Source organism: Marinobacter halodurans (genome assembly GCF_004327985.1).
In the GTDB taxonomy this organism is placed as follows: domain Bacteria; phylum Pseudomonadota; class Gammaproteobacteria; order Pseudomonadales; family Oleiphilaceae; genus Marinobacter_A; species Marinobacter_A halodurans.
The window spans coordinates 18,990-31,426 of sequence record NZ_SJDL01000022.1; the positions used below are offsets into that span (position 1 = coordinate 18,990).

The following is a 12,437-nucleotide window of genomic DNA, read 5'->3' on the forward strand; positions in this document are numbered from 1 at the left end:
TCCTGGTTCTTGTTGCGCTGACAGCCGCGGTGGCCGGCGCTCCGAGTGCGCACGGAACACCCCTCAGCCCCAGCTGTCTAAATTGCGATCAAAATTGCACGTTGTGCGGCACCAATGACTGTAATCCTACGTAATTTTTTCGTCTTTTTCACGAATTAATCTACATAGCAAGAAATAATTTTGTTATGTTTACTACATCAAGTTTTGGAAACCGACCTGAACGACCTCACCACAGGTCTTTCAGGCCGCCGACCCGCACAACAACCACAGTCAGCGGAGGCCCGACATGACTACTCGCATCGCTATCAATGGTTTCGGACGAATCGGTCGCAACGTTCTGCGCGCCCTTTATGAAAATGACTACCGCAAGGAGATGCAGGTTGTCGCCATCAACGATCTCGGCGACGCAGAAACCAATGCTCACCTGCTCAAGTATGACAGTGTACACGGCCGTTTCGGTGGCGATGTCAGCCATGATGCAGAATCCCTGACAGTCAACGGCGACCGTATCGGCATCAGCGCCGAGCGCGACCCGACCAACCTGCCATGGAAAGCCTTCGAAGTGGACGTGGTGCTCGAATGCACCGGCATTTTCACCTCTCGCAAAGCCGCCGCCGCGCACCTCGAAGCCGGCGCCAAGTGCGTGATCATCTCGGCGCCGTCCGGTGACGCCGACGCCACCATCGTTTACGGCGTCAACGACGACACCCTGACCGCCGAACACCAGATCATTTCCAACGCCTCCTGCACCACCAACTGCCTGGCGCCCGTCGTCAAGGCGATTCATGACGGCGTTGGTATCGAAAGCGGCCTGATGACCACCATCCACTCCTACACCAACGACCAGAAGCTGAGCGACGTCTACCACAAGGACATCTATCGCGCCCGGTCGGCCACCCAGTCCATGATTCCGACCAAGACCGGCGCTGCCGCCGCGATTGGCAAGGTACTGCCCGACCTGGACGGCAAACTGGACGGCCTTGCGGTCCGGGTACCGACCATCAACGTCTCGCTGGTTGACCTGAGCTTTATCGCCAACCGTGACACGTCGGTCGAGGAAATCAATACGCTGGTCCGTAAGGCCGCCGAACAGAACCCGATCCTCGGCTATAGTGAAGAGAAACTGGTCAGCGTCGATTACAACCACTCGTCCCTTTCCAGCATTTTCGACGGCAATCATACCCGCGCCAAAGGTCGTCACGTCAAAGTCATGGCCTGGTATGACAATGAATGGGGCTTCTCGAACCGCATGCTGGACAATACGCGTGCCCTGATGGCCGCGCATAGGAAGTAAGCGTCGCCGACCGGACCCATTGCTTCATTCACTCAGGGAGATCGCCCATCAGGCGCGATCTCCCGTTTAGCATCAGAGGACACGCTTTCAATGCTCAGGCGCACCAAGATTGTCGCCACACTCGGCCCCGCCACTGGCTCGCCGGAATCGCTGGCCAGCATCATCGCCGCCGGCGTCGACGTCACCCGTCTCAATTTCTCGCATGGCAGCGCCGATGATCACATCGAGCGCGCCCGTCTGGTCCGCGAAACCGCCAAGGCCCAGGGCCGTTTTGTCGCCCTGCTCGCGGACCTGCAGGGCCCCAAGCTCCGCATTGCCCGCTTCGCGGAGAACAAGATCACCCTACAGGCCGGCCAGACGTTTACGCTGGATGCCAGCATGGACAAGGAAGCCGGTGACAACGAACGCGTTGGCATCGACTACGAGCAGCTCATCGACGACGTCAAACCGGGCGATATTCTGGTTCTGGATGACGGCCGCATCGAAATGGAAGTGGAAGCCGTCGACAGCCACAGCATCACCTCCCGCGTCCTGATTGGTGGCCCCCTGTCCAACAACAAGGGCCTGAACAAGCGCGGTGGCGGACTGTCTGCCGAAGCCCTGACGGAGAAGGACAAGCAGGACATCAAGACCGCGGCCGAACTGGGCGCCGACTATGTCGCCGTCTCTTTCGTCCGCACCGCCGACGACATGCACACCGCACGTGCCCTCCTCCGTGAAGCCGGCTCGGACGCGGCGCTGGTTGCCAAGATCGAACGCGCCGAACTGGCCCACAATCCGGATCAGTTGGACGCCGTGATCGAAGCCTCCGACGCCGTCATGGTCGCCCGGGGCGATCTCGCCGTCGAGATCGGCGATGCCGAGCTGGTCGGTGTCCAGAAACATATCATTAGCCGGGCCCGCAGCCTGGACCGCGTGGTCATTACCGCCACCCAGATGATGGAGTCGATGATCGACAACCCGATGCCGACCCGGGCCGAAGTGTCGGACGTGGCCAACGCGGTGATGGACTATACCGACGCGGTCATGCTGTCCGCCGAAACCGCCGTGGGCGACTACCCGAAGGAAGCGGTGGAAGCCATGGTGCGCATCTGCCTGGGGGCGGAAAAGCAGCCCTCCATGCACCAGTCGAAACACCGTATCCATGAGAGCATGGAGCGGGTGGACGAAGCGATTGCACTGTCGGCCATGTACGCCGCCAACCATCTTGAAGGTGTGACGGCCATCATCTGCCTGACTGAAACCGGCGCCACCCCACTGCTCATGTCCCGCATTAAATCGAGCCTCCCCATCTTCGCCTTCTCGCGCCACCACAGCACCCAGCACAAGGTCGCGCTCTACCGCGGCGTGCAGACGGTGCCATTCGATTCCGAAGTGATTCCGAACGAGAAAACCAACGCCAGCGCCGTGGACGAACTGGTCCAGCGTGGCGTGGTGAAGAACGGCGACCTGGTGGTGGTGACCAAGGGCGATTACGTCAACGCTCAGGGCGGCACCAACACCATGAAAATCCTGCGCGTGGGGGACACGATCCAGTAATCCCCCGCCCCACTCTTTCCGACGAACTGCGTGGTGCTCCAACCAACGTGGACTTGGCAGGAGAGCTTACTCCCGTTAGCCCTCCTGCCCTTTTTTCTTTCTCCCTCCGAACCCAGTCTCAGACCAGGCCACCCCTGCGGATAATAGCCCCTGGATGATGAACACCTGTCGGCGCCTCAGATACCCGAGCATTTACAACACACCCGAGTCAGCCAGCGAAATGTAGCCGATGCTTCAGCTTCGGAGCAGACCGAAGGGCTGCCCATACGACCCATCACGAGTAAGGGATCGGGCGGCTTAGGCCGCCTCAGAAGCTAAAGCATCTGCTACACGCTCGGGGCTGCCTGCAACCATGTAGCCGGCACTTCAGCTTCGGAACAGCCTGAAGGGCTGCCATCAAGGATGGCCAGGGAGCGTCGGTACCGGACCGCAGAACCTTCAACCACCTTTCCGGGTATCCCCGTTCCATTTCCCAGGCACAAAAAAGGGCGCCCGAAGGCGCCCAACCCAACTACACTCTTTACGACCACTCAATTACTTCAGCAGCGCCAGACTCTCCCGGGCGATTTCGGTAACCCGTTCCCAGTCACCGGCTTCAATCGCGTCTTTCGGCGTCAGCCAGCTACCGCCAACTGCAGCGACGTTGCTCAGCGCCAGATAATCCTTGGCCGTATCCTTACCGATACCGCCGGTGGGACAGAACACCACGTCCGGGAACGGACCGGAGAAGGCCTTCAGGGCCGCCTTGCCACCGGACGCTTCCGCCGGGAAGAATTTGAAGTGACGGAAGCCGCGCTGATAGCCCATCATCATTTCGGACAGGGTCGACACGCCCGGCAACAGCGGCGACTTCGCGGTAATCGCGTAATCCAGCAATGCCTCGGTCAGGCCCGGCGTAATCACGAACTGGGCACCCGCCTCTTCGACCTGCCTGTACTGCTCTACGGTGGTCACGGTACCGGCGCCTACCCATACATCGGGCAGCTCCGCACGCAGTTCGCGGATGGCGTCCAGGCCATAAGGCGTGCGCAGGGTGATCTCGAGGATGTTGATGCCACCGGCCACCAGCGCCTTACCCAGGGGTAGTGCGTCTTCCGGCTTGTCGATGGCGATCACCGGCACCAGCGGGCAGGCTGCCAGCAGCGCCTGAACCTGTTGCCGATGGGCTTCTGTCAATAATGAAGGCATTGCAGATCGTCTCTCTGTAAACGGAAAATTCAGGGGCTCCAGAACAGGTTCAGCCCCAGGCCGAGGAACAACCGGATCGGCATCTCGCGCACGGACTTCATGTCGTCCATAGCCGCGCGCAGCGTGTCCATCTTGTCCTCGCCTTTCAGGTGAAGGGCAACCCAGCCCGCGTTTTCCAGGGCCCGCCGGGTCAACGACAGTCGCGCCTGGGGCTGGGAAGCCGGATGCAGCGCCATGCAGCGGTCCGGCTGGCTGGGGTCCAGCGCCCGGTCAATTTCGGGTGCATCCGGGAACAATGAGGCCGTGTGGCCGTCGTTACCCATACCCAGCACCAGCACATCCAGGGGCCAGGCCAGTGCGGACAGGGCCTGCTCGGCCAGTGGCTGGCCGGCGTTGGCGCTTTCGTGTTCCTGCTTCATGCCGATGAAGCGGGCCTCTACGGCCCCGCCCTGCAGGAAATGCTCGCGCAGCAGGCGCTCGTTGCTGTCACTGGACTCCAACGGCACCCAGCGTTCATCGGCCAGGGTGACGTCCACCCGGGACCAGTCCAGCGGCTTGTCCCGCAGCTTCTCGAAGAACGGCTTGGGGGTGCTGCCGCCGGACAATGCCAGGCTGGCCCGTTCGCGGGTTGCCAGCGCCTGTTCCAGTTGCCCGGCGACGGCATCGGCCAACTGCCCGGCAATCTCGTCGGCACTTTCGCCCAGCACGGGCTGCACGGTTGCCGGCCAATCGATATCAGGCATCTTCATACCAGCTCCTGCCATCTCGTGTGATCAGTGCAATGGAGGCCACCGGCCCCCAAGTGCCCGCCGCATAACGCTTGGGCGGGGATGCGTGCTCCTCCCAGTTGGAGATGACCTGGTCGACCCAGCGCCACGCGTACTCCACTTCATCCCGACGCACGAAGAGGTACTGGTTCCCCTTCATGGTCTCCCACAGCAGACGCTCGTAGGCGTCGGGGATGCGGGCATGCTTGAAGGTTTCGGAGAAGGTCAGCTCCAGCGGCCCCTGGCGCAGGCGCATGCCCTTGTCCAGACCCTGGTCCTTGGTCAGGATCTGCAGCGCCATCCCTTCATCCGGCTGCAGGCGGATGATGAGCTTGTTGTTGGCCAGGTGTTTCTGGTCCGGATCGAAGATGTAGTGCGGCGCCGGTTTGAAATGAATGATGATCTGCGACAGCTTTTCCGGCATCCGCTTGCCCGTGCGGATATAGAACGGCACACCGGACCAGCGCCAGTTCGAGATTTCCGCTTTCAGGGCGACAAAGGTTTCGGTCGTGCTGCCACGCACCGCATCCTCTTCTTCGAGATACCCCGGCACCGGTTTACCCGCCGCGGTACCGGCCGTGTACTGACCGCGCACCAGATGGGTCTCCACCAGATCCGGCGTGATCGGTCGCAACGCCTTGAGCACTTTCACTTTCTCGTCCCGGATACTGTCTGCCGACAGATCCGACGGTGGATCCATGGCGATCAGGCACAGCAGCTGTAACAGGTGGTTCTGGATCATGTCCCGCATTTGCCCCGCCTGGTCGAAGTAGCCCCAGCGGCCTTCGATGCCCACACTTTCGGCCACGGTAATTTCGACGTGGGATATATGGTCCTGGTTCCACTGCGAGGCGAACAGATTGTTGGCGAAACGCAGGGCGATCAGGTTCTGGACCGTCTCCTTACCCAGATAGTGGTCGATACGGAATAGCTGGTTCTCGTTGAACACTTCCGCCAACTGGTCATTGATTTCGTGGGACGATTCCAGGTCGTGGCCGATCGGCTTCTCGACGACGACGCGGGTGGCCGCGTCGATGCAGTCCGTCTGCTTCAGGTTACGGGCGATCATCCCGTAAAGGGCCGGCGGCGTGGCCATGTAGACAATCAGGGCACCGCCGCCGGATTCACGCCACTGGCGCAGCCCGACGTAGTCATCCGTCGTGGCAAAATCCAGCTTGAGGTAGTCGATGCGTGAGAGAATGCGGGCCAGGACCTTCTCGTCCATCTCAGCGGATTTCACGTGCTCCTTGAGCTTGGCGCTCAATTGGTCCCGCGCGCCATCGGTGTCCAGATCCTGGCGGGCCAGGGCCAGAATGCGGGTCTTGGGCGCCAACAGGCCGGCCGCTTCCAGTTGGTAGAGCGCAGGGAACAGTTTACGCTGCGCCAAATCCCCCAGCGCGCCGAACATGATCAGGTCACACTGGTTCTCGTTTTTCCGGCTCATTCTTGTGACAGTCCTTCAACCTGGTTTCTGAGGGATTCTGCGGCTGACCACTGGAAGACGCGACGGTCATTTTTGACCGACCAACATCAGGCAGGCGCCGCAATGTAGTAATTTTGACAAAATAATCGCATTAAAAAGGATGAATTCCAAGATTTTTTCGGAATTCTTGACTACTTTACTACACATGAGACCGGTGAAAACCGGTATAATTCGCGCCCTCGATGGTCGCAAAGACCCGTGACCGGCGCAGGCCGGCATGCACGATGTGTGGCAACGCAGTACCGCGAAGCGCCGTCGTTTGATAGGGAGCCTCCACCGAGCTCTTTCAGTGAAGCAGAGTGACAGCGGGATAGCCAAACATGACCACAACGAACGACACGACAACGCCCAATCTGCTGGAACAGATCCAGGGCAAACTGGACACCCTGAACAAGTCCGAACGCAAGGTCGCCGAGGCCATCCTGCGGGACCCGACCGCCGCCACCCGCTACAGCATTGCTGCCCTCGCCCGGGCCGCGGATGTCAGCGAACCGACGGTCAACCGTTTCTGCCGGGGCTTCTCCGCTTCTGGCTTCCCGGATTTCAAGATTCAGCTGGCGCAGAGCATTGCCACCGGCACGCCTTATGTCAGCCAGAACGTACGGCCGGATGATGACGTCGCCACCTTCTCGGACAAGATCGTGCTGAGCACTATCGCCAGCCTCGACAAGGCCCGCCAGGTGCTCGACCCGGTTGCCCTGGGGGCCGCCATCGATTACCTGATCCAGGCCAAACAGATCAACTTCTTCGGCATGGGCGGCTCGGCACCGGTTGCGCTGGATGCCCAGCACAAGTTCTTCCGTTTCAATATTCCGGTGGTCGCCTATGACGACGCGCTGATGCAACGCATGGTGGCCGCGGGCAGCCACACCGGCGATGTGATCGTGGTCATTTCCTACACCGGGCGCACCCGGGAACTGGTGGACATTGCCGAGGCCGCCCGCAGCAACGGCGCCACGGTGATTGGCATCACTGCGCCGAATTCGCCCCTGTCCCGGGCCTGCACCGTGGCGCTGGAAGTGACCGCGCCAGAGGACACGGAGGTCTATATGCCGATGACCTCACGCATCATCCATCTGGTGATCATCGACATCCTGGCCACCGGCGTCACGCTCAAGCGCGGTGCCGACTTCCAGAGCCACCTGAAGAAGATCAAGGACAGCCTCAAACCGACACGTTTCAGCGCCGACTAAGGCGTCCCGCAGCAGCGACCCAACCGGTCGCTGCCGCCCCGTCCAGCCGCTACGCCCCGTCTCCCCCCTGACACTCCCCCCCTATTTCTCCGTCCCCGGATGATGCGGCAGTACTGTGCATTACGGAGTATGAATACGGGTTTCCCGATATATGGGCCGGAAGCCAGCGAAGCGCGCCACGCCGCGTGCTTCAGGCGGGTTTCCGTTGCCTGGTCTGTCGGCCGTTAGCCGGCCGTCACGCAGGTGACGGGACCCTGGCGCTCAAACAAGACAAAAATGCACAGGATACAAATGATGCAAAACAACAAGAGAGCAATCTTCAGACTGACTCCGATTGCCGCGGCCATCGCATCCGCTGCGCTGGCAACACCCGCTGCTGCTGTCGACTTCACCGGGTATGCCCGTGCAGGCGCTTCGACCAACATCCAGAGTGGCGGCGAACAGACCTGTTTCGGCAGCGGTGCAGCCGGACACTACGTGGGCCGGCTGGCCGACGAATGCGACACCTACGCGGAAATCGGGCTGGGTGACGAGCTCTACAACGAAGACGGCAAGACCTTCCGCTTCGACTCCATGGTGTCCTACGGCGCCAACAATCAGGGCAACGACTTCCAGAGCTACAGCTACAACGAAAACGGCGGCGGCTACGACGGTGGTGACACCTCCCTGCGCCAGTTGTACGTCTCCGGCAACAACGTCATCGAGTCGCTGCCCGGTGCAACCCTGTGGGCCGGCAAGCGCTACTACCAGCGCCACGACGTCCACCACCTGGACTTCTACTACCTGAACGATTCCGGCTACGGCGGCGGTGTCGAGAACATCCAGGCCGGTCCCGGCAAGCTGTCACTGGCGTTCATCAACCACGACAACCCGGACGGTGACGAGTTCGTCCAGAACAACAAACTGGACGTGCGCTACGCCTTCCCGGTCGGATCCAGTTCCCTGACCCTGGCCGCCATCTACGGCATGGCCGATCTGACCGACCAGCAGGAGGATGCCGGATTCAACGACGAGAACGGCTACTTCCTGACAGCGGAACTCTCGACCGGCATCATGGGCGGTTTCAACAAATTCGTCCTGCAGTACGGTGCCGACTCCATGGGCTTCGCCGCGTTTGAAGCCGGCGGCGGTGGTCGTGTCGACAACGAGAACGACTCAAACGCAGGCTACATGGACAGCAGCTGGCGCATCCTGGATCACGGTGTCATCAACCTGGCAGCCAACTGGGAAATGGGCTACTCCGCCCTCTATCAGCAGGGCTCTGCGTCCAACAGCAGCCAGGACGATGCCGAACGCACCAGCGTGGTCGTCCGTCCGACCTACAAATGGTCTCCGGTGCTGAGCACCGCCGTGGAAATCGGCTACGACGATGTCCAGTTCATCGGCCAGGATGACTCCTCCAACCTGCAGAAAGTTGCCATTGCCCAGCAGTGGTCGGCCGGCGGCAATTACTGGGCCCGTCCGGTGATTCGCGCCTACGCGGCCACGTTCTTCGGTGACCGTGCCGAAGCGGCCCGCGAAGGCGATGGCGTGGACGGGGATATCCAGCTGGGCGTCCAGATGGAAGCCTGGTGGTAACACCCGCCTGACACCCGGTCGGCCCTTCCTTCCCGACCGGGCACTCAGTCGCCGACAAACCTCCGCACCTCCGGGTCCGGAGATTTTTTCTTGCCCTCCACCCCCGTTACGCCCCGCCTTCTACGCCGCAATGAATCGTCCTCCAGAGGATGTGGAGAGACACTACAACCGGCGACCATTTCCTTGCGCAGTACCAAAAACAACAACCGTACAAGGAATGCTTCTCATGAATCAGCGCAAAACCCTTCCGCTGGTCCTGGCCTTCGCCCTTGCGGCGGGTCTGACCGGCTGCAAGACCGATCAGGGCAATGACGGGTCGTCCGACGGCGACACCACCGAGCCCCTGATCGACCCCGGTGCCAACGAGGCAGTGCTCTACTACAAACGACCCGACGCCACCTACGACGGCTGGGGACTGCATCTGTGGAACACCGACAGCTGCTCCGGCGTTGCAAACCCGACCGAGTGGACCAGCGCTCATGTCGCGGATGGTGTCAGCGACACTTACGGCGCCTACTACCTGATCGACCTGACCGACGAGGCCGGGTGCATCAACTTCATCATGCACAACGGAGACAGCAAGGACCTTGGTGGCAACGACATGATCTGGCATCTGGACGAGCTGGGCCGCCGGGTCTTTACGCTCAGCGGCTCCGGTGAGATCTACACCAGCCCGGTCAGCAGCGACATCACCATCGACGGCGCCAGTGCCCACTGGGTCGATCGGCAAACCCTGGTCTGGGACGATGCCGGGAACGCCGCCCGGGTCGAGTTGCGTTACGACACCGATGCCGGTATCCACGTCAGCGACGGCGCACTCGTTGGCGGGCAGTCGGTCGAACTCACCGCCGGCACGCTATCCAGCGATGCAGCGGAGGCCTTTCCCCACCTGGCCGATTGGCCGGCCTACTCGGTACCCCTGGACGCCGGCTCTCGCAAAGCAGCGTTAAGGGGCCAACTGGTCGCGGCGGCCTACAACAGCAATGACGAGCTGATGAGCGCCACGAAGGTGCAGATTCCCGGTGTACTGGATGACCTGTATCGCTACGACGGACCGCTCGGGGCCACCGTCACCGGCAGCGGAGTCACGTTCCGGGTCTGGGCTCCGACCGCCCAATCCGTGCGCCTGCACGTCTTCGACAACGCGAAAACCGCGCTCACCGGCTACCCCGTCGATATGACAAAGGACGACGCTCACCCCGGTGTCTGGGAATACTCCGGACCACTCTCGCTGGACCGCCAGTATTACCAGTATGAGGTCACGGCCTATCATCCGGAGACCGGCAACGTCGAAGACGCCTTTGCCACGGACCCTTACGCCCTGAGTCTCTCCACCAATGGCCAGTACGCCCAGGTGGTGAACCTGGACGATGCCGACCTGAAGCCCAGCGGCTGGGACAGCCTGACGCCCTCTGCCGTCGACCAGCCGGAGGATGTGGTGGTGTATGAAACCCACATCCGTGATTTCAGTGCCGGCGACAGCTCGGTTCCGGCAAGCGATCGCGGCAAGTATGCAGCGTTCAGCGACAGCGGCAGTGCCGCCGTGCAACATTTGCAACAACTCGCCACCGCCGGCATCACCCATATCCACCTGCTGCCGACCTTCGACTTCGCCACGGTGAATGAGGACCCGTCGCAGGTGGTGGATATCGACGACGACTTCAGTCGCCTGTGCAGCCTGTCCGACACGGCCGCGTCCCAGTGGGCGGACAAGTGCAGCGCCGGAAGCATCCGCTCGGTGCTCGAATCCTTCGATCCGGCCACCGGCGATGCCCAGGCCCTGTATAACACCCTGCGCAGCCTGGACAGCTTCAACTGGGGCTACGATCCGGTCCACTACACGGTGCCTGAAGGCAGCTACGCCTCGGATGCCGAAGGGGTAACCCGCATCCTGGAGTTTCGGCGGATGGTCAAGGCACTGACCGACATGGGCTTCAACGTGGTCATGGATGTGGTCTACAACCACACCAACGCCTCGGGCCTGGCCGACAAGTCGGTACTCGACAAGCTGGTGCCCGGCTACTATCACCGCCTGGATCCGCAGAGCGGCGCCGTGGAGCAGTCCTCCTGCTGTGAAAACACCGCCTCCGAACACGCGATGATGGAAAAGCTGATGACCGATTCGCTGGTCACCTGGGCCGATGCCTATGACATCTCCGGCTTCCGCTTCGACCTGATGGGCCATCACATGCTGCGTAACATGACGCATGCCCTGGCGGCCGTACAGGCGGTCGACCCGGACACCTACTTCTACGGCGAAGGCTGGAACTTTGGGGAAGTGGCCAATAACGCCCGTGGCGTGAACGCGATTCAGGCCAATCTCGGTGGCACCGGCATAGGCTCCTTCAACGACCGCCTGCGGGACGCCGTACGCGGTGGTGGGCCGTTCGATGGTGGTGATGCCCTGCGCCGGAACCAGGGCTTTGCCAACGGCCTGTACACCCTGCCCAACGGGATGAACAGCGGCTCGGACGAGGAGAAACAGACCCTGCTGTCCACCCTCGACTGGATTCGTGTGGGCATTGCCGGCGGCCTGAAGGATTTCAGCTTCGAGACGGCATCCGGTGACGTCCGGACCGGCGCGGAGATCGACTATAACGGTCAGGCGGCCGGCTATACCGAGGACCCGCAGGAACTGGTGAACTACGTCTCCAAGCACGATAACCAGACGCTGTGGGACAACAACCAGTACAAGATCGCCACGTCGGTCTCCAGCCAGGACCGGGCCCGGATGCAGGTCATCGGCCTGGCGGTGCCGCTGCTCAGCCAGGGCGTTCCGTTCATGCAGATGGGCGCCGATATCCTGCGCTCCAAATCCATGCAACGGGACAGCTACGACTCAGGCGACTGGTTCAATGCAGTGGACTTTACCTATCAGGACACCGCCTGGAATCGCGGCCTGCCCCGGGAGGACAAGGACGGCGACAACTGGGATCTGATCGGCTCCATCATCACCAACCCCAACGCCGAGCCCACCCAGGCGGACATCACCTACGCCCGCGACGCTGTTGAGGACCTGCTGCGCATCCGGCGGGACTCACCACTGTTCCATCTGGCCACCGGCGCCGAGGTCAAACAGCGACTGGCCTTCCATAATATCGGGCCGGACCAGATCCCCGGCGTACTGGCGTACAGCCTGGACGACGGCACCAGTGCCGGCGCGGACCTGGACAGCGCGCGGGATGCCCTGATGGTCATCATCAATGCCTCGCCGGACACACAGACCCTGTCCACCGCCATGACCGGCTTCACGCTGCATGGCGAGCTTAGCGGCGACGTAGCCGCCAGCTTCTCGGATGGTGACTTTACCGTGCCGGCGCTGTCGGTGGCGGTCTTCGAGCAGGCCCAGTCCGGCGCCCAGGGCACCGGCGTTCCGGCAAACTGACCCGTTCCCT

General features: G+C 61.7%; 8 protein-coding genes. 5 read left to right on the forward strand and 3 right to left on the reverse strand.

From position 1 onward, the window contains the following. Nucleotides 1-286: 286 nt before the first annotated feature. Nucleotides 287-1,294, forward strand: a complete 1,008-nt coding sequence (gene gap / locus EZI54_RS13970) for a type I glyceraldehyde-3-phosphate dehydrogenase (RefSeq protein WP_131482504.1) — start codon at nucleotides 287-289, stop codon at nucleotides 1,292-1,294. Nucleotides 1,295-1,384: 90 nt separating this feature from the next. Next, the gene (gene pyk, locus EZI54_RS13975) at nucleotides 1,385-2,833 is read left to right on the forward strand and encodes a pyruvate kinase (protein WP_131482505.1); all 1,449 of its coding nucleotides are present in this window, start codon (nucleotides 1,385-1,387) and stop codon (nucleotides 2,831-2,833) included. 534 nt (nucleotides 2,834-3,367) lie between these two features. On the opposite strand, the gene EZI54_RS13980 is transcribed toward pyk, so the two are convergent. From EZI54_RS13980 to zwf, 3 genes are read right to left on the reverse strand one after another with little or no spacing between them, the layout of a single operon-like run. Beyond that, entirely contained in the window at nucleotides 3,368-4,021 is a 654-nt protein-coding gene (locus EZI54_RS13980) for a bifunctional 4-hydroxy-2-oxoglutarate aldolase/2-dehydro-3-deoxy-phosphogluconate aldolase (RefSeq protein ID WP_131482506.1), read from the reverse strand. Nucleotides 4,022-4,050: 29 nt separating this feature from the next. After that, a complete protein-coding gene (pgl, locus tag EZI54_RS13985) occupies nucleotides 4,051-4,764 on the reverse strand; it encodes a 6-phosphogluconolactonase (protein WP_131482548.1) in 714 nt (237 codons plus the stop codon). Next, nucleotides 4,757-6,232: a glucose-6-phosphate dehydrogenase gene (zwf, locus tag EZI54_RS13990; protein WP_131482507.1), complete on the reverse strand. Its 1,476-nt coding sequence runs from the start codon at nucleotides 6,230-6,232 to the stop codon at nucleotides 4,757-4,759. The genes pgl and zwf overlap by 8 nt, the downstream gene beginning before the upstream one ends. A 359-nt stretch (nucleotides 6,233-6,591) precedes the next feature. Between zwf and EZI54_RS13995 the strand changes: the two genes are divergently transcribed. From EZI54_RS13995 to pulA, 3 genes are all read left to right on the forward strand, one after another. Further along, nucleotides 6,592-7,464 carry a MurR/RpiR family transcriptional regulator gene (locus tag EZI54_RS13995; protein ID WP_131482508.1) on the forward strand — a complete coding sequence of 291 codons (873 nt, stop codon included), beginning with the start codon at nucleotides 6,592-6,594 and terminating at the stop codon, nucleotides 7,462-7,464. A 291-nt stretch (nucleotides 7,465-7,755) separates the two neighbouring features. Beyond that, nucleotides 7,756-9,042 (forward strand): maltoporin LamB, encoded by a 1,287-nt coding sequence (gene lamB / locus EZI54_RS14000; protein ID WP_242674472.1) that lies wholly within the window; start codon nucleotides 7,756-7,758, stop codon nucleotides 9,040-9,042. A 226-nt stretch (nucleotides 9,043-9,268) separates the two neighbouring features. Next, on the forward strand, nucleotides 9,269-12,427 hold the full coding sequence (gene pulA, locus EZI54_RS14005) for a pullulanase-type alpha-1,6-glucosidase (RefSeq protein WP_131482509.1): 3,159 nt from the start codon (nucleotides 9,269-9,271) through the stop codon (nucleotides 12,425-12,427). Nucleotides 12,428-12,437: the final 10 nt, after the last annotated feature.

Excerpts from the sequence above, each read along its gene's own strand:
- pulA (WP_131482509.1), top strand. The coding sequence starts at position 9,269 with ATGAATCAGCGCAAAACCCTTCCGCTGGTCCTGGCCTTCGCCCTTGCG.
- zwf (WP_131482507.1), bottom strand. The coding sequence starts at position 6,232 with ATGAGCCGGAAAAACGAGAACCAGTGTGACCTGATCATGTTCGGCGCG.
- EZI54_RS13995 (WP_131482508.1), top strand. The coding sequence starts at position 6,592 with ATGACCACAACGAACGACACGACAACGCCCAATCTGCTGGAACAGATC.
- EZI54_RS13980 (WP_131482506.1), bottom strand. The coding sequence starts at position 4,021 with ATGCCTTCATTATTGACAGAAGCCCATCGGCAACAGGTTCAGGCGCTG.
- lamB (WP_242674472.1), top strand. The coding sequence starts at position 7,756 with ATGATGCAAAACAACAAGAGAGCAATCTTCAGACTGACTCCGATTGCC.
- pgl (WP_131482548.1), bottom strand. The coding sequence starts at position 4,764 with ATGCCTGATATCGATTGGCCGGCAACCGTGCAGCCCGTGCTGGGCGAA.
- gap (WP_131482504.1), top strand. The coding sequence starts at position 287 with ATGACTACTCGCATCGCTATCAATGGTTTCGGACGAATCGGTCGCAAC.
- pyk (WP_131482505.1), top strand. The coding sequence starts at position 1,385 with ATGCTCAGGCGCACCAAGATTGTCGCCACACTCGGCCCCGCCACTGGC.